Below are 24,590 nucleotides of genomic sequence, written 5' to 3' on the forward strand. Positions count from 1 at the left end.
TTGTACCGATGCGACACCGACGCGGTCAGCGCTCGGTGTCGTCGGGCGCGGCCTGCGATCCGCCGTTCGGGACTGCGGGCGGGGCGGAGTTCCTCGCGTCCTCCGCCGAGGCCTGGGTGAGTGCGATCTGACGCGACAGCAGCGTGATGCGTCGGTTGACCTGCACGTTGCGGCGGTACGTCGTGGCGACGAAGACGAGGAACGCGAGAATCAGCGCGTAGAGCATGAGGTCGGCCCCGCGACCCACGCCGATGGCGTTGGCGATCCAGCTCAGCCACTGGGGGAAGAGGATCGAGACGATCGCGACGAGCACGAAGCCGGCCATGAAAAGCCGGCGGAGTGCCAGATGGCTGTCGCCCCCGGTCGGACGCGCCAGGAAGAGCCCGATGACGAGCACCCCGGCGACGAGGAGGATCTGGATCCACATGTTCACCTCACCAGCAGGTCGACGAGGATGTTGACCGAGTTCAGCAGGGACTGGCCCTTGGATTTGGAGTAGTCGGTGTAGAGGACCTCGACCGGGAACTCGCGCCAGGGGAGCTTCGTGCGCCCCAGCTTCAAGACGATCTCGGAGGCATGGGCCATGCGGTCCTGCTCGAGGTGGATCTGGGCCGCCGCGTCGGTGCGGATGACCCGCAGTCCGTTGTGGGCGTCGGTGAGCTTCAGGCCCGTCGTCAGGTTGGTCACCTTGACGGCGGTCTTCAGCACGATCCGCTTCAGCAGGCCGGGATTGGTGCGATCGTCGAGGAAGCGGGAGCCGAACACGATCGCCACGTCATCGCGCTTCGCGAGGTCGAGCATCAGCATGGCGTCTTCGATGCGGTGCTGACCGTCGGCGTCGAACGTCACGAGATACCGTGCCCCCGGCTGCTTCACGGCATATTCGAAGCCGGTCTGCAGGGCCGCGCCCTGCCCGAGGTTCACCGGGTGCCGGATGACTCGGGCGCCCGCCTCCTCGGCGGCGACGATCGAGCCGTCGGTGCTGCCGTCGTCGATGCAGACGACGTGCTCGAAGTGCTCGTGGAGCTCGGTGACGACACGGCCGATGACGGTCTCCTCGTTGTAGAGGGGGATCACGATCCACGTGTCGTCGGAGTGCCGCCGAGCCTCGGCCTGGGCGGAACTGTCCATCAGGCCATTGTTGCAGAACACGGTAGGCTGTCTGCGCAGCCGCGGCTGCCCGGACGGCATGAGGAGCCCAGATTGTCAACACCTTCGAGCGCCCGCATCGTCGACTCCGCAGACGTCTCACCCGAAGCGACCATCGGTGACGGCAGCTCGGTATGGCACCTCGCCCAGGTGCGCGAGCAGGCCGTGCTCGGCGAGAACTGCGTGATCGGCCGCGGGGCCTACATCGGCACGGGCGTCCGCCTCGGCGACAACTGCAAGGTGCAGAACTACGCGCTCGTCTACGAGCCGGCGCAGCTCGCCGACGGCGTCTTCATCGGACCGGCCGTCGTGCTCACGAACGACACGTACCCGCGAGCAGTGAACCCCGACGGCACGCTGAAGAGCGCCCACGATTGGGAACCCGTGGGTGTGACCATTCGCGAGGGCGCCTCCGTGGGGGCACGGGCGGTGTGCGTGGCACCGGTTACGATCGGTGCCTGGTCGACCATCGCCGCCGGCGCCGTCGTCACCAAGGATGTCCCCGACTTCGCGTTGATGGCCGGCGTGCCGGCACGACGCCTCGGGTGGGTCGGACGTGCCGGGCAGCGCTTGGTGTCCGACGGAGAGATCTGGCGCTGTCCCGCGACTGGCGCCGAGTACGTCGAGACCGATGGGGTCTTGAGAGAGATGAGTGAGAACGCATGACCGAGTCGTTCATTCCCCCCGCGAAACCGATCATCGGTGACGACGAGCGCGCTGCCGTCGACCGGGTGCTGCAGTCCGGAATGGTGGCGCAGGGTCCCGAGGTCGCCGCCTTCGAGCGAGAATTCGCCGAGGTGCTCGTCGAAGGCCGCGAGTCGGTCGCGGTGAACTCCGGCACGTCCGGCCTCCACTTGGGCCTCCTCGCGGCGGGCATCGGCCCCGGCGACGAGGTCATCGTGCCCTCGTTCACGTTCGCGGCGACGGCCAATTCGGTCGCGCTCACCGGCGCCACGCCCGTGTTCGCCGACATCGAGCCCGAGCAGTTCACGCTCGACCCCGCGTCGGTCGAGGCCGCCGTCACCGAGCGCACGGCCGCCGTGATGCCGGTGCACCTCTACGGCCACCCGGCGCACATGACCGACCTGCAGGCCGTCGCCGACCGCCACGGCCTCGCGCTCTTCGAGGACGCGGCGCAGGCGCACGGCGCCTCGCTCGGAGGACGCAAGGTGGGGACCTTCGGTCGCTTTGCGATGTTCAGCCTCTACCCGACGAAGAACATGACGAGCGGCGAGGGCGGCATGGTCACGTGCGAAACCCCCGAGCTCGTGCGCAACGTCAAGCTGCTGCGCAATCAGGGCATGGAGGCGCAGTACCAGAACGAGGTCGTCGGCTTCAATGCCCGCATGACCGACATCCACGCGGCGATCGGCCGCGTGCAGCTCACCAAGGTCGGTGGATGGACGGCGACCCGACAGGCGAACGCCGCCTTCCTCGATCGCGAGCTGCGCGGTGTGATCGTGCCGCCCGTCGCGGACGACGCGGTGCACGTCTACCACCAGTACACGATCCGGGTTCCCGAGGACCGCGACGGCTTCGTCGCGGCGCTCAAGAACGAGTACGCGGTCGGCAGCGGCGTCTACTACCCGGTGCCGAACCACCGGCTCGCCTCGCTCGCGCACTTCGCCCCCGGCCTGCACCTCGTGGAGACCGAGCGGGCCGCGGCGGAGGTCGTGTCGCTGCCGGTGCACCCGTCGCTCTCGCAGCGCGACCTCGAGCGCATCGTCGAGGCCGTGAACGCCGTCGCAGGAGCGGGCGCCTGATGGCCGAGCTGCGCGCCGGCCTCATCGGCGTGGGCATGATGGGGCGCCATCACGCCCGCGTGCTGCGCGAACTGCCGGGGGTCGACCTCGTGGCGATCGCCGACCCGGGCGGCGACCCGCACGGCGTCGCCGGCGACCTCGAGGTGCTGCCCGATGTCGACGCGATGATCGCGGTCGGGATCGACCTCGCCGTCGTCGCCATTCCGACCCGGTTCCACTACGACGCGGCGATGAAGCTCGCCGACGCCGGGGTGCACACGCTCGTCGAGAAGCCGATCGCGCAGACGGTCGAGCAGGGTCGCGAGATGACGGACGCCTTCAAGGCGCGCGGCCTCGTCGGCGCCGTCGGGCACATCGAGCGGTTCAACCCCGCGTTGCAGGAATTGCGCCGTCGCATCGCGGCGGGCGACCTGGGCGAGGTGTATCAGATCGCGACCCGTCGGCAGGGCCCGTTCCCGGCCCGCATCGCCGACGTCGGCGTCGTGAAGGACCTGGGCTCGCACGACGTCGATCTCACTGCGTGGGTCGCGCAGAGCGACTACGCGTCGATCTCGGCGCGCACGCTGCACAAGAGCGGTCGTGAGTACGAGGACATGGTGCTCGCGAGCGGGATGCTCCGCAACGGAGTCCTCGTCAACCACATCGTGAACTGGCTCAGCCCTATGAAAGAGCGCGTGACGATCGTCACCGGCGAGCTCGGCGCGTTCGTCGCCGACACCTCGACGGGCGACCTGACGCTCTTCCGCAACGGCACCGTTCCGACCGAGTGGGAGGCCGTGTCGGCGTTCCGCGGTGTGAGCGAGGGCGACATGACCAGGTTCGCCTTCGCCAAGCGGGAGCCGCTGCGGGTCGAGCACGAGGCCTTCCGCGATGCCGTCCTCGGCGAGCGTCAGGACGTCGTCACGATGGAGGAGGGGCTGCGCACTCTCGAGGTCGTCGAAGCCGTCATCACGTCCGCGGCGTCCGGCGCGGTCGTCGACCTCTGAATCGGAGTCGCCCGCCGATGCGCGTCGTGATCACCAGTCGCATCTTCGCGCCCGAGCCCGCTGCGGCGGCATATCGTCTCGCGGCGCTCGCCGGCGCGCTCGCGCGCAGCGGCGCCGAGGTGACCGTGCTGACGACGCGTCCGCCTGCGGGCACCGCACCTGAGGCGGCCGGCTGGCGGGCGGCCGAGGCCGACGACGCCGCGGGCGCGGTCCGGGTGCGGCGAGCGCCCGTCCTGCGCGACGCGTCGGGACAGGTCCGCGGTTACCTGCAGTACCTCAGCTTCGACGTACCGCTCGCCTTCCGCCTGCTCTTCTCACGGGCTGCCGACGTCGTCGTCACCGAGCCGCCGCCGACGACCGGGTTCGTCGTGCGCGTCGTCTGCGCCCTCCGACGACGTCCGTACGTGTACTACGCGGCCGACATCTGGTCCGACGCCGCCGAGTCCACCGGCGCTCCCGGATTCGTCGTGCGCGCAGTGCGCAGCCTCGAGCGTCGCGCACTGCGCAGGGCTCGGCACGTGGTCGCCGTGACTGACGGCGTCGCCGATCGGGTGCGCGCACTCGCCGGACACGACCGCGTGACGGTCGTGCGCAACGGCATCGACACCCGTGTGTTCTCTCCCGACGGTCCGACCGTCGAGGGGCCGCCCACGGCGGTCTACGCCGGCACGACCTCAGAATGGCAGGGCGCCGACGTGTTCGTCCGCGCATGGCCGGCGGTGACCGCCACGATTCCCGATGCCAAGCTCGTGTTTCTCGGACAGGGCAGCGCATGGGACGACCTGCGCGAACTCGCAGAGGAGGTCGCGCCCGGCGCCGTCGAGTTCCACGACCTCGTGCCGCCTGCAGAAGCGGCGACCCGCCTGCGGTCCGCGGGCGCAGGCCTCGTCAGCCTCAAGCCCGGGCAGGGATACGACTTCGCGTTCCCGACGAAGGTCTATGCGGCGCTCGGGTGCGGCACCCCCGTCGTGTACGCGGGCCCCGGCGCGGCGGCCGAGGTGATCGATCGGGGCGACCTCGGCCGCGCCGTCGACTACGACACGGACGCGGTCGCGTCCGCGGTCGTCGAGGTGCTGCGGCGCGAGCCCGGCGCCGATGCCGAACGATTGGCCGCATGGACGGCGCGGCACGCATCGATCAGCTCGGCGGCGAAGTCCGCCGCCGACGTCGTGCGGCATGCGGCGGGGGGAGTCGAATGACCGAGGCCCGATATGCACCGGGCGACGGAGCGTCGCCGCGCGTCGCGTTCGTCGTCTACAACGACGTTCATCGCGACGCTCGCGTGATGAGGATCGCGAAGGCCGCCGTGGACGCGGGAGCGAAGGTGCGCGTGTTCGCGTTCGGCGGCCCGCGCGTCAGCCGTTACCCGGCGGGCATCACCGAGCACGAGGACGGCTTCGAGATCGAGCGGGTGGCGATCCGCTCCATCGGCCACGTGCTCGTCGACGCAGGCCGTACGGCACGCCTGGTGATCGGTCGCGGGGCGCCCGCCGCCGTTGCCCCGGCCGGGGCGCCGGCCGTCGCGGTCGCGACCGCAATAGTGCCCGCCGAAGGCGCGGCCGCCGCGCTCCCCGCGACGCCGAGGGGAATCAAGGGCTGGACCGTCAAGCAGTGGCGGCGCGCCGACCGCACCGTCCGACAGTTCTCGTTCTGGCGCCGAGCGCGTGCCGCCGTCCGGTCGTGGGCGCCCGACCTCGTCCACGCGCACGACGCCAACACCCTGCCGGTCGCGACGCGCGTCGCCGGCCGGCTCGGCATCCCGTTCGTCTACGACTCGCACGAGCTGTGGACCCGTCGCAATGTGAGCGCCGATCGTCCGATCGCAAAGCGCCTCGAGGGTCCGATGGAGCGGCGGGGCGCCCGGCGGGCCGCCGGCGTCATCACCGTCTCGCCGAGCATCGCCGAATGGCTGCAGGAGCGCTACCGGCTACGCGAGCTCCCGACGCTCGTGCGCAACATCCCCCCGCTCGGGGACAGATCGATCGAACGGTCGGATGGTCGACTGCGTGAACTCGCCGGCCTCGACGACGACACGCGGGTCGTTGCATACTGCGGGGGCATCACGTTCAACCGAGGTATCGAACGCGTGATCGAGGCGATGCCGCACCTGCCCGACGACACCCATTTCGTGCTGCTCGGCGAGGGGTCGGAAGTCTACGTCGACGGTCTGCGCCGGCTCGTCGCCCGGACGGGCGACGGCGACCGGGTCCACTTCGTCGGCGCCGTTCCGCCCGCCGAGGTGTCGGCGGCGCTCGCCGACGCGGACGTCTCGGTCGCGCTCACGCAACCGACGGTGCTCTCCTACGAGTATTCGTTGCCGAACAAGCTCTTCGAGTCCGTTCACGCAGGCGTCCCCGTGCTCACCTCCGCGACGAAGGACGCGTCGGAAGTGGTCCGGCGATACGATCTCGGCGGTGTCGTCGACCCTCACGCATCGCCGGAAGCACTCGCAGGGGCGATCGAGGCGGTCATCGGTGCCGCGTCTCGCCATCGGGCTGCGGCTCGCGCCGCGGCTGCCGAGTTGAGTTGGCAGCAGGAGGCGAGCCGTCTGATCGACCTGCACCGCCGGCTGCTCGAATCGGACGCGAGTCGGCGAGGCTCCATCGGTGTCTGACCCGGTGCGTGGGCTCGCGGTGATTCCCGGGAGCGGAGAGGTCATCGACAAGACTCCGATCCAGTCTGTGCGAGGATTAACGATCGATCGCCCGCCGACGAGACGCTCGCTCCAGGGCGCCGCCGTCGGACCACCCACGTACCGCCGTCCGCGATCGCAGCCGAGAAGGAATCGACAGTGAACGACAATCTCCAGACGTTCCGACGGCTGCTGCCATTCCTGCCGGCCAAAGCGCGTGCCTTCCTCTGGGTCTACGTGGTCTTCTCGAGCGCCCTGGCCGGGCTCGACGTCGCCGCGTTGATGCTCCTTGCGGTCTCGCTCACGGGCATGGTGAACAACCAGCCGATCAGCCTCCCGGTGGTCGGGACGATCGAGCCGAGCGGTTTCGCCTGGGTGCTGCTCGTAGTGTGCGGGATCATCATCGTGAAGGCCATCATCGCGATCATCCTCCAGTGGGTCGCCACGCGCCGGTTCGCGTCGTACGAGTTGGAGATCGGCGATCGTCTGTTCGCCGCATACATCAAAGCGCCGTGGACCGAGCGGCTCCGGCGCAACACCTCGCAGCTGATCCGACTGGCGGATGTCGGCATCGCAAGTGTCGTCGGCGGGTTCATGCTGCCGGTGCTCTCGCTTCCGGCGATGTTCACGACGTTCGTCGCCGTGGTCGCCGTGCTCGTCATCGCGCAGCCGCTCACGGCTGCGATCACGCTCGGCTATCTCGGACTGATCGCGTGCATCCTGTACTTCATCGTCGCTCGGAAGTCGATCGAGGCGGGGCGCGTCAACCGCACCTACTCGTTCAAGGTCGCACGGCTGATGACCGACATGGTGAACGCACTCAAGGAGATCACGCTCCGCAACAGCGCGCCGACCGTGGCCCGGGCGGTCCATGACAACCGGATCCACACGACGCGAGCTCGCTCCAACCTGAGCTTCCTCGGACAGCTCCCGAAGTTCGTCTTCGATGCCGCCCTCGTCGGCGGGTTCCTGCTCGTCGGCGGCGCCTCATACCTCGGCAGCGGCGGAAACCTCGCTGCGGCGTTCTCGTCGGTCGCCCTCTTCGGGGTGGCAGGCTACCGGCTGGTGCCGTCACTCACGGGCTTCCAGTCGGTCATGACGCAGACGCATGCGAACGTGCCGATCGTCAACGACGTGATCCGCGACATCGAGAAGTCCGCCGACTACATCGAGTACGCCGACACGGTCGGGCGCCGACCGATCACGGGTGAGCCCCGCGAGCTGCAGCTGAAGGGAGTTCGATTCACCTACCCGCATCGGGAAGAACCTGCGCTGCATGACGTCGACCTCGTGCTTCCGATGGGTGCGACGCTTGGAATCGCGGGATCCTCGGGCGCGGGCAAGACGACGCTCGTCGACCTCATCCTCGGTCTCCTCGTGCCGTCCGAGGGCAGCATCCGCCTCGACGGGGTCGAGCTCGAGGACGTGCTCATGGACTGGCGCTCGCGGGTGGGGTACGTACCGCAGGACGTCTCGCTGTTCGACGGCACGGTGGCGCAGAACGTCGCGCTCACGTGGGGCGACGACATCGATCGCGACAAGGTGCGTGAGGCGCTCGAGCGCGCCCAGCTCTTGGACACGATCTCGCAGCGTCCCGGCGGCATCGACTCGCGAATCGGCGACCGCGGTATGGCACTCTCCGGCGGCCAGCGGCAGCGACTCGGCATCGCCCGGGCGCTCTACGGCGACCCTCTCGTCCTGGTGATGGACGAGGCCACGAGCGCGCTCGACACGAAGACCGAGTCGGATGTGGCCTTCGCGATCCGCAACCTGCGGGGGCAGGTGACGATCGTCTCCGTCGCTCACCGTCTGTCGACGATCCGCGACAGCGACCAGGTGGTCTTCATGCGCGATGGGACGATCCTCGCGAACGGGACGTTCGACGAAGTCGTGGCCGCCGTCCCCGACTTCGCGACGCAGGCCGCCTTGGCCGGCCTGGTCAAGTAGGCGTCCGGGATGCTGCCACGCGGACTCGCGGCGATGGCCGGTCGCGCGTCGCGGCTGGTGCCGGAGGCGCTGCTCGTCCGCGTCCTGCCGAAGCGGTTGCGCTATGACCCGGCCGCGCTGGCGGTCGCGGTACCACCGCAGACGCCTGTGCGGCTCTTCGTCGGCCCGGTGAACTTCGCCGGGCAGGGCTGGCAGTGGGCCCGTGCGGCCGAGCGAGTGCCGGGGGTCGGGGCGGTGAGCATGGCCTACCGGATCGGTACCGAGTTCGGCTTCCCGGTCGATCAGACGGTGCCGGCGTCCGCGTACGTGCTCTCGCGGAGCTGGCAGCGACATCAGCACGACGCGGTCTCGTCGGGATTCGGCCACGTGCTGGTCGAGGCCGAGCGGCACCTGTTCGGCCGCGTCTACGATCAGACGGTCGAGCAGCAGGTGCGCGACCTCATCGTCCGCGGGGTGCGCGTGGCGATGGTGGCACACGGCAGCGAGGTGCGGCTGCCGAGCCGCCACGCCGCGACGCACCCCGACTCGCCGTTCGCCGACCGTGATTGGGACCAGGTGGCGGTGTTCGAGCGTCAGGCGGCCGAGAACCTCGCACTGCTCGATCGGCTCGGACTGCCGGTGTTCGTTTCGACGCTCGGCCTCTTGGAAGATCTGCCCGCGGCCGAGTGGCTGCCGGTGGTGGTCGATCCAGAGGCGTGGTCGGGTGGTGCGGAACCGCTCGAGCGCCCGCGCCCGGTCGTGGCGCACGCACCGAGCAGCGGCCGGATCAAAGGATCGGACCTGGTCGATCCCGCGCTGGCCCGACTCGAGTCGGAGGGGCTCATCGAGTACCTCCGGGTCACCGGCGTACCGGCCACCCAGATGCCCGACGTCTATCGCGGCGCCGATATCGTGCTCGACCAGTTCCGTGTCGGCGACTACGGCGTCGCCGCGTGCGAGGCGATGGCCGCGGGCCGTGTGGTGGTCGGACACGTCGACCGTACCGTTCGCGACGGGATCCTGGCCCGCACCGGTCTCGAGCTTCCGATCGTCGAGTCGCGCGGCGGTGAGATCGAGCGGATCCTCCGATCGCTCGTCGCGGATCGCGACGCCGCGCGCCGGGTGGCCGAGCGCGGGCCCGCGTTCGTGCGCGCAGTGCACGACGGGCGTCGCTCGGCGGAGGCGCTTGGCGGCTTCCTCGGCGCCCGCTGAGTCGGGCCGGGTCGGTCAGCGGGCGGGCGTCGCGCGGGGGTCGCGGTCGGCATCGGTCGCCGACGCGTTCGCGCTGGGCGCGGCCGTGCCGGCGGTGAGCTCGTCACCGGCCGGTGCCGGCGCCCCCTCGGGCGGGGCCGCTCCGGCTGCCGGGCTCCCAAGCGCCGGTCGCGCACGCCGGCGCTCGGCACGGGAGTCCCACCACCGGCGCATGCGACGCTCGAGCGGGCGCTCGACGAGGTGGTGCAGGGCGGCAGCCGCGGCGAGCGACAGTACGAGCAGCAACGCGGTCCACGCAAGTGCGCTCCAACCCGCCGGCTGGCGACCGACCACCGCGAGCAGCGCGTAGATGACCGTCGCGTGCACGAGGTAGAACGCGTACGACCAGTCGCCGAGCGCGACGAGCACCTTGGACCGCAGCAGCGAGAAGCCGCCGACGAGGTCACGGCGCGCGACCGCGGCGATCGTGATCGCGCAGAGGATGACGATCCACTCGTTCGAGGAGGAGAGGAAGAACCGGGTGACCGGGTCGACGGCTTCGCGGGTCGCCGAGTAGCCGATCCAGACGAGGAACGCGCCGCCTGCGAGATAGCAGTACAGCGGCTTGATACGCACGCGCCAGCCAGCGAGCATCGCGCTCGCGAGGCACATGCCGAGCACGAACTCAGGCAGCCGCGAGACGGGCAACGGCAGCGTCGCCAGCCAAGTCCCCGGCCAGAGCATCACCGAGGCCCGGTACGCGAACATGATCGCGACGACGACGCCGGCGGCGATCAGCGAACCGCGCAGCCTGAGCGGCAGCAGGACCTTGTTGATGAACGGGTGCAGGGCGTAGAAGAACGCCTCGCACGTCAGCGTCCACGCGGCCGGGTTTCCGGAGAACAGGATCACCGGATCGCGCGACCAGCCCTGCACGAGGAAGACCGACAGCAGCAGAATGCCCGGGACGAACGGCTTCACCCACCATTGGGCGGGATCAGGGTCGAAGCTGTAGAAGACCGGGATCGCGAGGAGCAGGGCGACGAAGCTCGCGGGGTAGATCCTGGAGAAGCGGCGCCACCAGAAGGTGGGCATCGTCGTCGTCGCCCGCGCCGACCACGTGAGCACGAAGCCCGACAGCACGAAGAAGAAGGCGACGCCGTAGTGTCCGAGTGTCAGCACCGCTGCGCCGGGCAGGGGAGCGAAGTTCAGCATGTGATGGCCGAACACGGCGAAGGCGGCCCACCACCGGAGGCCGGTGAGCGAATCGAGTCGTCGCGTGCCGGCAACCGGCGCAACCGCAGTGCTCACCACGTTGTGCCCGATGCTCGCGACGATTCGACATGCCTCACAGACAGCGAGTCTAGGTCAGGCGCGGCCGTGCGCACGCCGTGAGGGCCGACGGACGGCACGGTTTGGCAGCGGCGCATGGGGCTGGGAGAATGCAGTCCATGCCCAGTGCGCCAGCGGTCGACGTCGTGATCGCGGTGCACGATCCCTCGCGACCGCTCGCCCGGGCCGTCCGGTCGGTGCTGCACGACCGCGTTGAGGGCGTCCGAGTACTTGTCGTGTGCCACGGAATCCCGGTCGCCGCGTTCGACGACGTCCGCCGGGAGTTCGACGAGGCCCCGGTCGTCTGGCTCGAGTTCACCGACGGTGTGCGTTCGCCGACCGGTCCGTTCATGCACGGTCTCCGTACGGCGACCGCCGAGTACGTCACGATCATGGGCTCCGACGACTTCATGGAGCCGGGTGCGGTCGCCGCCGCGGTCGACCACCTGCGTGCCGATCGTCCAGACGCGCTCGTGCTGCCGCTCATGCACCAGTCCGGTGAGATCTTGCGCAATCCGCTCGCGCGGAAGGGGCACGTCCGGCACCTCGACCCGATCCGCGATCGCCTCGCGTACCGTACCGCTCCGCTCGCCTACCTCCGGCGCAGCATGCTCGGCGCCCTCGACCTCGTGCTGACCCCTGAAATGCCGGCCGGGAACGACATCGAGTTCTCCGCGAAGCTCTGGTACTCCGGCGCGAGGATCGATTTCCACCCGGCCGACCCTTCGTACGTGATCGGCGCCGATGCCGACACGCGGGTGACGACCGCTCCGCGCCCCGCGCGCCTCGAACTCACGGCGCTGCGGCTCCTGCTCACCCGCGACTGGCTCGTCGATGCCCCTGCCGCGGTGCGCACGAGCCTCATGATCAAGGTGCTCCGCATCCACGTGCTCGGGCCGGTGCTCCGCCGGGCGTCCGGCGGTGCGCTCGCGGCCGACGACATCGATGCCTACGCCGAGGTCGTTCGGACCGCGGTCGGCCTCGCCCCTCGGGCGCGACGTCCCTTCGCCCGCGCCGATCGCGACCTCCTCGACGCCCTCGTATCGGATCCCCACGATCGCACCGCCGTCGCGGGTGCCGCCGCTGCCCACCCGACGGCCGGACGGTTCGCGCGCCTGATTCCGCGCAACCCGTTCGCCGTGGCCGACCGCGAGGGCGCCATCCGTCGCTTCCTCCGATACCGGAGCTGGCCATGACCGCAGCTCGCGGCGCAGACCGACCTCGCAATGAAACGGATCCACACGTGACCACCGACACGCCCCCCGCCCGACGCCGCCTCCTGATCCTGTCGTTCTCACCGATCGCGGCCGACGCGCGAGTCCTCAAGCAGGTGACCGAGTTCTCCGGTCGCTACGAGGTGATCACGTGCGGGTACGGCGAGGCGCCCGCCGGCGTCGCACGCCACATCCGCATCCCCGACGCCGAGCGCATCAACGATCTCGACGGACGGCTCATCACGCTGCATTGGTACTCGCGCGCCTACTGGCGGCTGTCGGCTGTGCGCTGGGCCCGGCGCGCCCTGGCCGGGCTGCAGGTCGATGCCGCCATCGCGAACGACGTCGAGGCCGTGCCGGTCGCGCTCGCCATCCGACCGCGGTTCGGCGTGCACGCCGATCTGCACGAGTACTCGCCCAGGCTGCACGAGGAGATCCCGGCTTGGCTGAAGCGGATCAAGCCGTACTACGACTGGCTCTGCCGCCGGTACGTGTCGAAGGCGTCGTCGTGGTCGACGGTGAGCGAGGGCCTCGCGCGCGAGTACGCCCGGCAGTTCGGCTTCGTGCCGGTGATCGTGACCAACGCGGCGCCGTATGCCGACCTCGGGCCGCACGACGTCCGCGATCCCATCCGGCTGGTGCACAGCGGCGCCTGCCTGAAGAACCGCAACCTGATGGCGCTCGTCGAGGGCGTCGACGCGGCGGACGGTGCGGCGACGCTGGATCTGTACCTCACACCGAACGATCCCGGCCTCCTCGCCGAGCTGGCGTCGCGGGCGTCGAGGTCCGAGTGGGTCGAGGTGCGCGATCCCGTGCCGTACCGGGAGCTCGTATCGACGCTCAACGGCTACGACGTCGGCGTGCATCTGCTGCCACCGGTCAACTTCAACAACGAGTGGGCGCTCCCCAACAAGATCTTCGACTACGTTCAGGCCCGCCTCGGCGTGATCGTCGGTCCCTCGGCCGAGATGGCCGAAGTCGTCCGGCAGCACGGCTTCGGTGCGGTCACCGCCGACTTCAGCGCCGACGGACTCCGGCGAGTCGTCGCCGACCTCGACCGGGCGACGGTCGCCGGCTGGAAGCGGCTCGCCGACGCGCACGCGCGCGAACTCTCCTCGGAGGCGCAGGTCGCGGTCTGGGCGGACTGCGTCGATGGGCTCATCGGCAGCGGGGCGGCGCGGTGAGCGGCGCCGACGGGCGGCCGCGTCTGCTGATCCTCTCGTTCTCGCCGATCGCCTCCGACGCACGGGTGCTCAAGCAGGTGCGTCTGTTCGCAGGAGACTACGCCGTGACCACGTGCGGTCACGGTCCCGCTCCCGAGGGCGTGGTCGAGCACCTCGCGATCCCCGACTCGCTCGCGGTGTGGCGATACGACCGTGGACTCGTCGCGACGCGGCGCTATCGGCGGGCCTACTGGGCGAATCCGGCGGTCGCGGCCGCGCAGCAGCTGCTCGAGGGCCGGACCTTCGACGCCGTGCTCGCCAACGATGTCGACGCGGTCGGGCTCGCGCTGTCCGTCCCGTCGCGCGGCGTCCACGCCGACCTCCACGAGTACGCGCCCCGGCAGAAGGAGGATCTGCTTCGCTGGCGCGTGTTCGTCGCCCCGTTCATCCGCTGGATGTGCCGTGCGTTCGTCGCACGCGCGGCCAGCGCGACGACCGTCGGCCAGGGGATCGCCGAGGAGTACCGTCGGCGGTTCGGCATCGATGCGGGTGTGGTGACGAACGCTGCGCCCTACGTCGACCGCGAGCCGCGGCCCGTGCATCGACCGATCCGCCTCGTGCACAGCGGCGCGGCGCTGCACGACCGCAACATCATGACGATCGTCGATGCCGTCGATGCGGCATCGGGCGACTGCACCCTCGACCTGTACCTGACGCCGAACGACCCCGCCTACCTCGACGCGCTCAAGGCGCGGCAGAATGCGCGGGTCACGGTGCACGACCCGGTGCCGTACGACGAGCTCAACGAGACGCTGAGCCGGTACGACGTGGGCGTGCACGTGCTCCCGCCCGTGAACTTCAACAACACGTGGGCCCTGCCCAACAAGTTCTTCGACTACGTGCAGGCCCGGCTCGGACTCGTGATCGGTCCGTCGCCCGAGATGGCGCGCGTCGTGCACGAGCGCGGGCTCGGTGCGGTCGCAGACGACTTCTCGACCGAAGCGCTCGTGCGCGAGATCGAGCGCCTCGACCCGGCCGACGTGGTTCGGTACAAGGCCGCATCCGCGGCCGCGGCGCGGGACCTGTCGGCCGAGGCGCAGGTCGAGGGCTGGCATCGCGCGATCGACCGCATCGTCGGTCGCTGAACGCGCTCGACGTTGTTCCCGGGCTCGTCGCCGGGCACCGGTGCCGACGGCACCGGCGTCGGAATCAGGCGCGCGTCGCGGCCAGCAGCTCGGCGATGACCCGCTCGGCTGCCCGGCCGTCGCCGTACGGCGACGCCTCGGTCGGCGTCGGCGCGGGGCGGGCGACGGCCGCAGCGATCTCCTCGGCGGTGTTGGCGAGCACGTTCCAGCCGAGCTCGACGGTCTCGACCCACTCGGTCTCCGGGCGCACCGTCGTGCACGGTATCCGCAACAGGAACGCCTCCTTCTGCAGGCCCCCCGAGTCGGTCACGACGCCGCGGCTCGCGAGCACGGCCGCGATGAGATCGGGGTAGGCGAGTGGTGCGTGCGCGATCAGCGAGCCCTGCGTGAGTTCGATGCCGTGGGCTGCGGCCTTCGCGACGACCCGCGGGTGGGCCAGTAGGATCACGGGGTGCTCGAGCGACCCGAGTGCGCGTGCGATCTCGGCGAGGCGGGTCGGGTCGTCGGTGTTCTCCGCGCGGTGGATGGTGGCCACGTGGAACCCGCCGGGCACCAGACCCAGCTCGTCGACGAGCACGGACGGGGTGGCGGCGACGGCGTCGCGCACCTGGAACAGGACGTCGGTCATGACGTCTCCGACGAGCACCGCACGAGCGGCGAGGCCCTCCGTCGCGAGGTGCGACATCGCGACCTCGGTCGGCGCGAGGCAGAGGTCGGCGGCGTGGTCGGTGAGCACCCGATTGTGCTCCTCGGGCATGCGACGGTTGAACGAACGGAGACCCGCCTCGAGGTGAGCGAGCGGGTAGTGGAGCTTGACGGCGCTGACCGCCGCGGCGAGCGTCGAATTCGTGTCGCCGTAGACGAGCACCCAATCGGGGGAGTGCTCGTCGAACACTGCGTCGAGCGCACCGAGCATGGCGCCTGTCTGGACGCCGTGGCTGCCTGAGCCGACGCCGAGGTGTACGTCGGGGGCCGGGATGCCGAGATCGTCGAAGAAGACGTCCGAGAGCATCGGGTCGTAGTGCTGGCCGGTGTGCACGATGACGTGCTCGACACCGGCGGCCGCCGCCGCCTTCGCGACCGGGGCGAGCTTGACGAACTGGGGGCGCGCGCCGACGACGCTGATGACCTTCACGTGCAGAGAGTCTAGGCGAGGATGCCGCGGCGCGACCACGATCGCGCTGGTAGCGTCGAGGCGTGCAACCGTCATCGCCCGAGGTCGACGTCGTCATCGCCGTCCACGACCCGAGGCGGAACATCTCGCGGTCGGTCGGATCGGCGCTCGCCTCCGCGTCCGTCTCACGCGTGATCGTCGTGTGCCACAACACGCCCGTCGACGGCATCGCGGCCGGGCTTGGTCCGTTCGCAGCCGAGCGGCGAGTTCGGCTGGAGTCGTTCGACGACGGCATCCGCAGCCCGGCCGGCCCGTTCAACCGTGGCCTCGAGCTCGCCGAGGCGCGGTTCGTGTCGATCATGGGCTCGGATGACGAACTCGTCGCGGGTGCCGTCGACGCATGGGCCGCCGTCGCACGGAAGCATGCCGCCGCGGTCGTCATCCCGGTCGTCCGATATGCGGAAGACGGCCGGCGAATGCCGACGCCGCCGACGCGTCCCGGTCGGACGGCACGCCTCGATGGGGTGCGCGACCGGCTGGCGTATCGCACGGCCCCGCTCGGGCTCATCGCTCGCGAACGGTTCGGCGGGCTGCGGTTCACACCGGGCCTCGCGAGTGGTGAGGACCTGATGTTCTCCACGCGGCTCTGGTTCTCCGGCGCCCGCATCACGCGCGTCGGTCGTGGTGCGGAGTACCTCGTGCACGACGACGCGGAGCGGGTGACGTTCACACGGCGTCCGGTTGCCGAAGACCTGGCGGCGGTGACGCACCTCGTCGCCGATGACTGGGTGGGGGCCCTCGGCGAGCGCAGCCGGAACGCGCTGGCGGTCAAGCTCTGGCGCCTGCCGCTGTTCGGCGCAGTGCACTCCCGCGCCGGTGCCTGGCTCGGCGGCGATCGCCTCGCGCTCGCCGGCATCGCCGACGCGGTCGAGCGCTTCGCCCCGGAGGCGCTGGAGCTGCTCTCACGCGCCGACCGCGCACTCGTCGGCGGCATCCTCGATCCGCGGGTCCCCGATGCCGAGGTGGATGCGCTGTCGCGAGCGCGCCGTCGGTTCGCGACGCCTCCCGCGCTCGTGCCGGCTCGGATGTCGCGCTTCGCCGCGCGCGAAGCGCCGCTGCGCTTCGCCGCGGCGACGTGGTTCGCCGGGCGCGGGTGAGACGATCGAACGCGGTGACCGCCGGACGCGTGCTCGTATCGGGCGCCCGCGCGGCGGTGCCCGCGTCCTGGGGCCGGATCCCGCCGCGATAGACTCGAGCCCATGCGTATCGCCGTCGTGGCCCTCGGAAAGATCGGCCTCCCTCTTGCTGTGCAGTTCGCCGATCAGGGCCATGAGGTCATCGGCGTCGACGTCAACCAGGCCGTCGTCGACCTCGTGAACGCTGGTACCGAGCCCTTCCCGGGTGAGGCGCACCTCCAGGAGAAGCTCGCCGAGCTCGTGCCCGCCGGGCGCCTGCGCGCGACGACCGACTACGCCGACGCCGTGCCCGGCGCCGACGCCGTCGTCATCGTGGTGCCGCTGTTCGTGAACGACGCGACCTGGGAGCCCGACTTCGGCTGGATGGACGCGGCGACCCGTTCGCTCGCCGAGCACCTCACCCCCGGCACGCTCGTCTCCTACGAGACGACGCTGCCGGTCGGCACCACCCGCAGCCGCTGGAAGCCGATGATCGAGGAGATCTCGGGCCTCGCCGAGGGCACCGACTTCCACCTCGTGTTCTCGCCCGAGCGCGTGCTCACGGGCCGGGTGTTCGAAGACCTGCGCAAGTACCCGAAGCTCGTCGGCGCGATGAGCCCCGAGGGCACCCGCCGTGCGGTCGAGTTCTACGAGGCCGTGCTCGAGTTCGACGAGCGCCCCGACCTCGCCCGAGCCAACGGGGTGTGGGACATGGGCTCGCCCGAGGCATCCGAGATGGCGAAGCTCGCCGAGACGACCTACCGCGACGTCAACATCGGGCTCGCGAACCAGTTCGCGCTCTACGCCGACGAGATCGGCGTCGACGTCTACGCCGTCATCGAGGCGTGCAACTCGCAGCCGTTCAGCCACATCCACCGACCCGGCATCGCCGTCGGCGGGCACTGCATCCCGGTGTATCCGCGTCTCTACCTCTCGACCGACCGCGACGCCGAGATCGTGCGCACCGCGCGCCTGCTCAACGCCTCGATGCCCGAGCGGCTCGTCGGCCAGGCCGCGGGCGTGCTCGGCGACCTCACGGGCCTCACCGCCGTCGTGCTCGGCGCCGCGTACCGCGGAGGTGTGAAGGAGACGGCGTTCTCCGGCGTCTTCGCGACCGTCGAGGCGCTCGAGGCCCGCGGAGCGAGGGTGCTCGTCCACGACCCGATGTACACCGACGACGAACTCGCCCGCTACGGATGGACGGCGTACCACCTCGGCGCGCCCGTCGATCTCGCGATCGTGCAGGCCGACCACGCCGACTACAAGACCCTCGCCGCGAGCGACCTGCCCGGCGTGCGGCTCGTCGTCGACGGCCGCAACGTCACAGCCGCCGACCGCTGGGTCGGCACGCCGCGGCTCGTGATCGGCGCGGGGGGCGCTCGATGACCGATCTCGTCGTCGTCGGGTCGGGGTTCTTCGGTCTCACCATCGCCGAACGTGCGGCGAACGAGCTCGGCCTCACCGTGCAGGTCATCGACCGCCGCGACCACATCGGCGGCAACGCCTACAGCGAGGTCGACCCTGCGACCGGCATCGAGGTGCACCGCTACGGAGCGCACCTGTTCCACACCTCGAACGAGAAGGTGTGGGAGTACGTCAATCGCTTCACGACCTTCACGAACTACGTGCACAAGGTCTACACGAACCACAACGGCGTCGTGTTCCCGCTGCCGGTGAACCTCGGCACGATCAACCAGTTCTTCGGCGCCGCCTACTCGCCCGACGAGGCCCGGGCGCTCATCGCCTCGCAGGCCGACGAGTTCGACACGAAGCAGGCGGCGAACCTCGAAGAGAAGGCGATCTCGCTCATCGGGCGCCCGCTCTACGAGGCGTTCATCCGCGACTACACGGCGAAGCAGTGGCAGACCGACCCGACCGAGCTGCCGGCCGAGGTCATCAGCCGTCTCCCGGTGCGCTACAACTACGACAACCGCTACTTCAACGACACGCATGAGGGCCTGCCGGTCGACGGCTACACCGCATGGATCGAGCGGATGGCAGACCACCCGAAGATCGACGTCAGGCTCTCGACCGACTTCTTCGACGCGTCGCAGCCGTTCAACAAGGCGGCCGTCGTCGGCAACGTGCCCGTCGTCTACACCGGACCCGTCGACCGCTACTTCGACTCGTCGGCCGGGCACCTGAGCTGGCGCACCCTCGACTTCGAGCGCGAGGTCGTGCCGGTGGGCGACTTCCAGGGCACGTCGGTCATGAACTACGCGGATGCCTCGGTGCCGTTCACCCGCATCCACGAGTTCCGCCACTTCCACCCCGAGCGCGAGTACCCCGCCGACAAGACGATCATCATGCGCGAGTTCTCGCGCTTCGCGGAGCACGGCGACGAGCCGTACTACCCGGTGAACACCCCCGAGGACCGCGCGGCACTGCTCGCCTACCGCGAGCTGCAGGACCATGAGCCCGACGTCTACTTCGGCGGGCGCCTGGGCACCTATCAGTACCTCGACATGCACATGGCGATCGGTTCGGCGCTGAGCATGTTCCAGAACAGGCTCGTGGAGCGCTTCGCGCGCTGACACCGCAGACGAGCACGGCCCGGGGCGGATGCCTCGGGCCGTGCTCGTCTGGTCGGCGACTACTTCTTCGTCGTGAAGTGCGGCGCCCACGCCTCGGGCGAGGTGATCTCGGGCAGCGCAGCGCGATACTCGCGTGCGAGCTCGGGCCAGCGCTTGCGCAGCTCGCGGTGCAGGCGACGGCTCTCGCGCAGCAGGCGGCGGAAGGTCTTCGGGTCGCGCGTGTACCGGACCTTGCCCGAACCATCCGCGGTCGACACGAGCGCGCTGTCGAAGTGGGGCAGGCGGAACCAGGTCCCGTCGCGCTTGGCCAACTCCACCTGGGGTTCGGCGATGTTCTTCGAAGCGGGGCGCGTGAACCACTGGCGTACGGTCATCCGCACGGTGAACAGCACGAGCGGGATACCTCGCGGCCCCTTCGGCCCCGCCGACGTCGCGGGCACAGGGTAGACCCGCTTGCCCTCGACCGTCATCGGGATCTCGGACTCGTGGCGGAGCACGGTCTTCTCCGGGAAGTCGGCGGCCGCGGAGCGGAGTTCCCCGAGGATGGTCGCCATGCCGAGTTGCATGTGCACGGGCCCCGACAGGATGTCGCGCAGCGCGCGGTGGCGCAGGGTCACCGGGTAGTACTGCATCGAGAGCAGGTGCTTGAGGTCCCAGCGTTCGCTGTCACGGGCGAGCAGGCCGCCGTTGGGGTAGGGGGAATGCAGCAGGCCCGCGACGATTCGGTTGCGGGCGTGGAAGTAGGCCTGCCAGTCGATCGAGTCGTCCTTGTCGAGCCACGAGACGTGCCAGAGCGCCATACCGGGCAAGGTCACGGTCGGATAGCCGGCGTCGCGGGCGCGCAGGCAGTACTCCGCGTCATCCCACTTGATGAAGGCCGGAAGCGAGAGGCCGACCGACCGGATGACCTCGGTCGGGATGAGGCAGAACCACCAGCCGTTGTAGTCGGCGTCCATGCGGGCGTGCATCCACCGCGTCTGCCGAAGGTTCGAGAACCGGAAGTCGTGCGGGACCTCGTCGTGCGGCTGGGCGTGCCAGACGAACGGCTTGAGGTCGACCGTCTCGGCGAAGGCGTGCAGCACCGGGCGGTTCAGCAGGTCGAACATGTGTCCGCCCACGACCACGGGGCGGGTCGTGTGCCGGGCGAACCGCACGGCCCGCGCGATGCTCTCGGGCTCGACCGTGACGTCGTCGTCGAGCAGGATGAGGAAGTCGCTCGTGTCAGCCTCGAGGGTCTCTGCCATCGACCGCGCGAACCCGCCGGAGCCGCCGAGGTTCGGTTGCTCGATCATGGTCAGCGTGTCGCCGAGACGTTCGGCGACCTGGTCGAAGCCGGGTTCGTCGACGACGCGCTGGTTGCCCTGGTCGACGATGTAGATGCGGTCGATCACGTCGCGCGCCGTCTCGTCGCCGGCGAGGGCCTCGAGTGTGCTGACGCAGTAGTCGGGCTTGTTGAAGGTCGTGGTGCCGATGGAGGCGCCGCCCGAGCGCAGCTCGGAGGCATCCGTCTGCCAGCGGCCGTCCGCGACGACCACGTCGGCGTCGCCCGCCACGATGTCGAACCAGTACCAGCCGCCGTCGCCGAAGGTCGTCACCGGCAGCTCGATCTCGTGGCGCACCGTGCCTGCGAACGGCTCGGAGGCGACGCGCTGCGGAACGCCCTGCGCGGTCGAACGGTAGACGAGCAGGGTACCCTCGCCGCTCGTCTCCACCGAGAGGCGGATGCGCTCGACGTTCGTCCACTGCTGCCAGTACGAGGCCGGGAAGGCGTTGAAGTAGCTCGCGAACGAGACGCGCTCGCCGGAGGAGATGCGGAATCGGTCACGCCCGAGCACGTCATCGAGGTGTGCGCGGTCGCTCACGCGGACTTCGCGGTCGCCCACCTTCGCCCAGACGTCGGCGTCGACGTACAGCGAGATGACGTCGGGGTCGGCGTCCTGTGGGAAGACGACGCGTTGGATCTCGTTCCAGGTTGCGCTCACGCTGCGGTGCTCCGTGTGGTTCTCGTGGGATCGCGCCGCGGCCCCCGGCGCGACTACGAGCCTACTGGTTCGGTTCGGCGAAGTCTGGGAGACAGCGTCACGAGCTGCACGCCCAGCACGCAGAGCTCGGCGATGGCGAGCCCCCAGGCGACGCCCGGCGCGCCGATCCAGAGCAGCAGGGGATACATGAGCAGTGTGCCCACGACCGCGCCGACGATCGTGCTCGTCGCGAGTGCGCGGGTGAGGCCGAAGGCCGTGAGACAGGCGAACCCGGTCAACTGGGATGCGAGGATCGCGGCGAGGTTGACCGCCATCGGGATCGCGAGATCGATCGGGATCGCGAGCGTGCCGCCCGAGAGCAGATCTCCGATCCACGGGCCGGCGACGGCGTAGACGAGGCCGCCGAGCCCGCCGAGGCCGAGCGCGATGAGCGTGACGCGCCGCGCGCGCGCCGACTGAACCTCGGGAACGGGGTTCGGCACCCAGCCCTGGGCGATCTGTACGACCGGTCGCGTGGAGTACAGGGCGAGGCGCACGATGCGCTCGGCGAGGGCGTACACGGCGGTCGCCTGGGGCAGGAACAGGTCGATGAGCACGATCGGCACGTTCACGTAGACCGCCGCCGTCGCGCTCATCGCGACGGGGCTCGCCTGCCCGGCGAGATTTCGCACGGCGCGCACCGGGGAGAGGCCGAAGCGCCACCCGCGGTAGCGGGCGAGGATGTTCCAGTTCGCGATGACGGCCGATGCGACGACGCCGGCGAGCTGCAGCGCCGCGAACGCGATGACGTCGCCCGTCGCGATGAGCACGATCGCGCCGATCACGGTGCCCGCGATGCGGGGGAGCGTGTCGATGAGCAAGAAGCGGATCGGGCTCGCTTCGCCCACGTAGAACCAGCCGGCACCGAGAGCCACGAGCACGCCGCTCGCGACCGTGAGGGCGGCGAGCAGCGCGTCGCCGTCGACGATCGCGACGGCGACCACGATCGCGATCGGCACGATCACGAGGCAGAGCCAGACGCGGCTGAGCAGGGAGTCGAAGTAGTACGCGCCTCGTTCGACGTCGGGGCGGGCGGCGACTTCGGTCGGGCCGACGACACCCCATCCATAGACGGCGAAGACGAAGGCGAAGCCCGCGACGGCCTGGGCGACGGCGATCGTCGCCCACGAATCGGCTCCCGCGGCGACGATGATCGCCGGGATGACCGCAAGGCTCACCACGCCGCTGATCGCCACTGACAGGCCGTAGCCGCCGGCGTAGCGCAGCGCGGTCTTCGTCTTCACGCGCGCGACCTCCTTGCGATCGGGTTCGGGCAGTCGGCGCCCGGGTGTGTCGTGCGCGTTCCCGGCTATTCTCCCCCAGAAGAGGGCGGCGTCGCGAACGGATCGCGGATGGGTGGATCGCACGCGTTCGCATAGACTCGGGACATCCCCTGGCCAACTGTCCGCCGACCCGAAGGAAGCGTGTTCGTGACCCTCTTCCGACGCGGTGCCCGGCGCGCATCGCTCAGGGCAGGTCGACGAGGCCTCGTGGTGCGTTTCGACTCGCCCGCGATCGGCCGCATGGTCGACGTCGAGGTCAACGGCCGGAAGCTGTGGACCACGCAGGTGCCCGAGGCAGCCGGCCGCGCCGCGCACGTGCGCTGGCCCACGGTGCTGCACAACCACATCAACGGAGCGGGCACGGTCGTGCTGCGAGACCAGCGCAACGGCCTCGCGCTCGCCGAGGGCCGCTACTCGTGGCCGGCGAAGCCCGGGGCGGTCGGCCTCGCCCAGCTCGTCGCGGCCGGGCAGGTCATCGACAAGTGGGGCAAGCTGACCGACGCCCCCTCCGACGAACTGCACCGACGGCTCACGCGATCGATGCAGACGGTGCTCGCCGACCTCGCCGACCTCGGCTATACCGCGGCCATCACGGGCGGCACGCTGCTCGGTGCCGTGCGCGAGGGGCGCATCCTCGCGCACGACGACGACATCGACCTGCTCGTCTACCTCGGCGAGGTCGCTCCGCCCGACGTCTCGATCGCGTCGTACGAGCTCGAGCGCCGCATCCGCGCCCGCGGTCACGAGGTGATCCGGCACAGCGACGCGCACCTCCAGGTCCTCTTCGCCGATGAGGCGGCCGGCGACGCTCGCCTGCAGGACGAGGTCGGATCGGCGGTCCACGTCGACCTCTTCCTCGGCTTCCACGACCGAGGCGTCTACAACCAGCCGATCGCCGTGCGCGGTACCTTCGCACCGGCGTCGCTCCTGCCGCTCGGCGAGGTGACGCTCGAGGGCGTGCCGGTGCCGTCGGTCGCCGACGGCGACGCCTGGCTCGCGCTCTGCTACGGCAAGGGGTGGCGAACGCCCGACCCGTCGTTCCGCTTCCGCACCCCGTCGTCCACTCGGCGGCGCTTCGAGAACTGGTTCGGCGTTTACGACCTGAACCGCGACTTCTGGGAGCGTCACATCAGGCTCGGGCGTTCTCGCCACTGGTACGGCGACGTCGAGCGGCTGCTCGCGGCGACGAAGCCCGGCGACCGGGTCATCGATCTCGGCTGCGGCGACGGCGAGCTCGCGGAATCGCTCGCGGCCGCGGGCCGCCGGGTCGTCGCGGTCGACTACGCCCGCGCGGCACTCGCCGCCGCGTCGTCGCGCGCGGACCTCGCCGTGCATCGCCTCAACCTCGCCGACCGGCGGGCAGTGCTCGACTTCATCGCCGACGAGCTCGCCGTCGGCGGCACTCGGCACTTCCTGCTGTCGAACGTGCTGCACACCCTCACCCGAGAGGCCCGCGCGAACACGTTCCTCCTGCTGCGCGCCCTGATCGACGCCGGCTCGGTCGCGCTCGCCTCGTTCTCCGTGAACGCATCGTTCGTCTACGACCACGACCGGCCCGACACGTGGCACCTGCCGTTGAGATGGCTCCGCGACGAGGCATCCGCGTTCGGACTCGGGTGCGCAGTCGAGGCCAGGCAGATGCGGAAGACGGCGGCCGGACCGCGCACGGTCGCAACCGTCAGGCTCTACAGTACGAAGGTGGCCGCATCGGCGGTCCGGGAGGAGGCACGGTGAACCGGTTCGAAGCGGCACTGCGCAAGCTCAAGCGCCGCGGCCCGGCCGTGCCCGAGTCGGCCGAGATCGCTCGGCTGCACGGCGAGATCGACGCACTGCGCGCCGAGATCGACGAACTGCGCGTCGACTCGCGGCGGATCGCCGAGCTCTACGACCTCGTGTTCGAGCGGTTGCGTGCGCAAGGTGATGCGAAGACGGAGGGTCGACCCTTCCCGTCGGTCGAGTAGT

At 70.3% G+C, this 24,590-nt stretch carries 21 protein-coding genes; 15 read left to right on the forward strand and 6 right to left on the reverse strand.

Going from position 1 to position 24,590, the window contains the following annotated elements:
* Positions 1 to 25: 25 nt before the first annotated feature.
* A complete protein-coding gene (locus PX701_RS13440; RefSeq protein ID WP_275506569.1) occupies positions 26 to 427 on the reverse strand; it encodes a DUF2304 domain-containing protein in 402 nt (133 codons plus the stop codon).
* Positions 428 to 429: 2 nt separating this feature from the next.
* Entirely contained in the window at positions 430 to 1,131 is a 702-nt protein-coding gene (locus tag PX701_RS13445) for a glycosyltransferase family 2 protein (RefSeq protein WP_275506570.1), read from the reverse strand.
* Between the two features lie 72 nt (positions 1,132 to 1,203).
* On the opposite strand from PX701_RS13445, the gene PX701_RS13450 reads away from it, so the two are divergent.
* The 7 genes from PX701_RS13450 to PX701_RS13480 all read left to right on the forward strand — a co-directional run bounded on the left by PX701_RS13450 (position 1,204) and on the right by PX701_RS13480 (position 9,668).
* On the forward strand, positions 1,204 to 1,815 hold the full coding sequence (locus PX701_RS13450) for an acyltransferase (protein ID WP_275506571.1): 612 nt from the start codon (positions 1,204 to 1,206) through the stop codon (positions 1,813 to 1,815).
* The gene (locus PX701_RS13455) at positions 1,812 to 2,912 is read left to right on the forward strand and encodes a DegT/DnrJ/EryC1/StrS family aminotransferase (protein ID WP_275506572.1); all 1,101 of its coding nucleotides are present in this window, start codon (positions 1,812 to 1,814) and stop codon (positions 2,910 to 2,912) included. Before PX701_RS13450 ends, PX701_RS13455 begins: the two co-directional genes overlap by 4 nt.
* The gene (locus PX701_RS13460) at positions 2,912 to 3,898 is read left to right on the forward strand and encodes a Gfo/Idh/MocA family protein (RefSeq protein WP_275506573.1); all 987 of its coding nucleotides are present in this window, start codon (positions 2,912 to 2,914) and stop codon (positions 3,896 to 3,898) included. The genes PX701_RS13455 and PX701_RS13460 overlap by 1 nt, the downstream gene beginning before the upstream one ends.
* A 17-nt stretch (positions 3,899 to 3,915) precedes the next feature.
* Positions 3,916 to 5,097 carry a glycosyltransferase family 4 protein gene (locus tag PX701_RS13465; RefSeq protein ID WP_275506574.1) on the forward strand — a complete coding sequence of 394 codons (1,182 nt, stop codon included), beginning with the start codon at positions 3,916 to 3,918 and terminating at the stop codon, positions 5,095 to 5,097.
* On the forward strand, positions 5,094 to 6,512 hold the full coding sequence (locus PX701_RS13470; protein WP_275506575.1) for a glycosyltransferase family 4 protein: 1,419 nt from the start codon (positions 5,094 to 5,096) through the stop codon (positions 6,510 to 6,512). The genes PX701_RS13465 and PX701_RS13470 overlap by 4 nt, the downstream gene beginning before the upstream one ends.
* 177 nt (positions 6,513 to 6,689) lie before the next feature.
* Positions 6,690 to 8,477 (forward strand): ABC transporter ATP-binding protein, encoded by a 1,788-nt coding sequence (locus tag PX701_RS13475; RefSeq protein WP_275506576.1) that lies wholly within the window; start codon positions 6,690 to 6,692, stop codon positions 8,475 to 8,477.
* Positions 8,478 to 8,486: 9 nt separating this feature from the next.
* Positions 8,487 to 9,668 carry a glycosyltransferase family protein gene (locus PX701_RS13480; RefSeq protein ID WP_275506577.1) on the forward strand — a complete coding sequence of 394 codons (1,182 nt, stop codon included), beginning with the start codon at positions 8,487 to 8,489 and terminating at the stop codon, positions 9,666 to 9,668.
* Positions 9,669 to 9,683: 15 nt separating this feature from the next.
* Here PX701_RS13480 and PX701_RS13485 read toward each other — a convergent pair whose 3' ends face one another.
* On the reverse strand, positions 9,684 to 10,958 hold the full coding sequence (locus PX701_RS13485) for an acyltransferase family protein (protein WP_275506578.1): 1,275 nt from the start codon (positions 10,956 to 10,958) through the stop codon (positions 9,684 to 9,686).
* A 140-nt stretch (positions 10,959 to 11,098) separates the two neighbouring features.
* Here PX701_RS13485 and PX701_RS13490 point away from each other — a divergent pair, with 140 nt between their 5' ends.
* The 3 genes from PX701_RS13490 to PX701_RS13500 are packed head-to-tail and all read left to right on the forward strand — an operon-like array spanning position 11,099 to position 14,501.
* Positions 11,099 to 12,175 (forward strand): glycosyltransferase, encoded by a 1,077-nt coding sequence (locus PX701_RS13490; RefSeq protein ID WP_275506579.1) that lies wholly within the window; start codon positions 11,099 to 11,101, stop codon positions 12,173 to 12,175.
* Between the two features lie 47 nt (positions 12,176 to 12,222).
* Entirely contained in the window at positions 12,223 to 13,377 is a 1,155-nt protein-coding gene (locus PX701_RS13495; RefSeq protein ID WP_275506580.1) for a glycosyltransferase family protein, read from the forward strand.
* Positions 13,374 to 14,501, forward strand: a complete 1,128-nt coding sequence (locus PX701_RS13500; protein WP_275506581.1) for a glycosyltransferase family protein — start codon at positions 13,374 to 13,376, stop codon at positions 14,499 to 14,501. The genes PX701_RS13495 and PX701_RS13500 overlap by 4 nt, the downstream gene beginning before the upstream one ends.
* 64 nt (positions 14,502 to 14,565) lie before the next feature.
* Here the strand turns inward: PX701_RS13500 and wecB are convergent, their stop codons facing one another.
* A complete protein-coding gene (gene wecB, locus PX701_RS13505; protein ID WP_275506582.1) occupies positions 14,566 to 15,636 on the reverse strand; it encodes a non-hydrolyzing UDP-N-acetylglucosamine 2-epimerase in 1,071 nt (356 codons plus the stop codon).
* A gap of 62 nt (positions 15,637 to 15,698) precedes the next feature.
* Between wecB and PX701_RS13510 the strand changes: the two genes are divergently transcribed.
* The 3 genes from PX701_RS13510 to glf all read left to right on the forward strand — a co-directional run bounded on the left by PX701_RS13510 (position 15,699) and on the right by glf (position 19,324).
* Positions 15,699 to 16,772: a glycosyltransferase family 2 protein gene (locus PX701_RS13510; RefSeq protein WP_275506583.1), complete on the forward strand. Its 1,074-nt coding sequence runs from the start codon at positions 15,699 to 15,701 to the stop codon at positions 16,770 to 16,772.
* 102 nt (positions 16,773 to 16,874) lie between these two features.
* Entirely contained in the window at positions 16,875 to 18,176 is a 1,302-nt protein-coding gene (locus PX701_RS13515) for a nucleotide sugar dehydrogenase (RefSeq protein WP_275506584.1), read from the forward strand.
* Entirely contained in the window at positions 18,173 to 19,324 is a 1,152-nt protein-coding gene (glf, locus tag PX701_RS13520) for a UDP-galactopyranose mutase (protein WP_275506585.1), read from the forward strand. Before PX701_RS13515 ends, glf begins: the two co-directional genes overlap by 4 nt.
* Positions 19,325 to 19,383: 59 nt before the next feature.
* Here the strand turns inward: glf and PX701_RS13525 are convergent, their stop codons facing one another.
* Entirely contained in the window at positions 19,384 to 21,306 is a 1,923-nt protein-coding gene (locus PX701_RS13525) for a glycosyltransferase (protein ID WP_275506586.1), read from the reverse strand.
* Positions 21,307 to 21,359: 53 nt separating this feature from the next.
* Entirely contained in the window at positions 21,360 to 22,589 is a 1,230-nt protein-coding gene (locus PX701_RS13530; RefSeq protein WP_275506587.1) for a lipopolysaccharide biosynthesis protein, read from the reverse strand.
* A gap of 246 nt (positions 22,590 to 22,835) precedes the next feature.
* Here PX701_RS13530 and PX701_RS13535 point away from each other — a divergent pair, with 246 nt between their 5' ends.
* Both PX701_RS13535 and PX701_RS13540 read left to right on the forward strand, forming a co-directional pair.
* Positions 22,836 to 24,362, forward strand: a complete 1,527-nt coding sequence (locus PX701_RS13535; RefSeq protein ID WP_275506588.1) for a methyltransferase domain-containing protein — start codon at positions 22,836 to 22,838, stop codon at positions 24,360 to 24,362.
* On the forward strand, positions 24,359 to 24,589 hold the full coding sequence (locus PX701_RS13540; RefSeq protein ID WP_275506589.1) for a hypothetical protein: 231 nt from the start codon (positions 24,359 to 24,361) through the stop codon (positions 24,587 to 24,589). The genes PX701_RS13535 and PX701_RS13540 overlap by 4 nt, the downstream gene beginning before the upstream one ends.
* Position 24,590 lies beyond the last annotated feature (1 nt).

The organism is Agromyces chromiiresistens (genome assembly GCF_029167465.1).
Classification (GTDB): domain Bacteria; phylum Actinomycetota; class Actinomycetes; order Actinomycetales; family Microbacteriaceae; genus Agromyces; species Agromyces chromiiresistens.

Excerpts from the sequence above, each read along its gene's own strand:
- PX701_RS13480 (WP_275506577.1), top strand. The coding sequence starts at position 8,487 with ATGCTGCCACGCGGACTCGCGGCGATGGCCGGTCGCGCGTCGCGGCTG.
- PX701_RS13515 (WP_275506584.1), top strand. The coding sequence starts at position 16,875 with ATGCGTATCGCCGTCGTGGCCCTCGGAAAGATCGGCCTCCCTCTTGCT.
- PX701_RS13465 (WP_275506574.1), top strand. The coding sequence starts at position 3,916 with ATGCGCGTCGTGATCACCAGTCGCATCTTCGCGCCCGAGCCCGCTGCG.
- glf (WP_275506585.1), top strand. The coding sequence starts at position 18,173 with ATGACCGATCTCGTCGTCGTCGGGTCGGGGTTCTTCGGTCTCACCATC.
- PX701_RS13490 (WP_275506579.1), top strand. The coding sequence starts at position 11,099 with ATGCCCAGTGCGCCAGCGGTCGACGTCGTGATCGCGGTGCACGATCCC.
- PX701_RS13460 (WP_275506573.1), top strand. The coding sequence starts at position 2,912 with ATGGCCGAGCTGCGCGCCGGCCTCATCGGCGTGGGCATGATGGGGCGC.
- PX701_RS13470 (WP_275506575.1), top strand. The coding sequence starts at position 5,094 with ATGACCGAGGCCCGATATGCACCGGGCGACGGAGCGTCGCCGCGCGTC.
- PX701_RS13455 (WP_275506572.1), top strand. The coding sequence starts at position 1,812 with ATGACCGAGTCGTTCATTCCCCCCGCGAAACCGATCATCGGTGACGAC.
- PX701_RS13445 (WP_275506570.1), bottom strand. The coding sequence starts at position 1,131 with ATGGACAGTTCCGCCCAGGCCGAGGCTCGGCGGCACTCCGACGACACG.
- PX701_RS13440 (WP_275506569.1), bottom strand. The coding sequence starts at position 427 with ATGTGGATCCAGATCCTCCTCGTCGCCGGGGTGCTCGTCATCGGGCTC.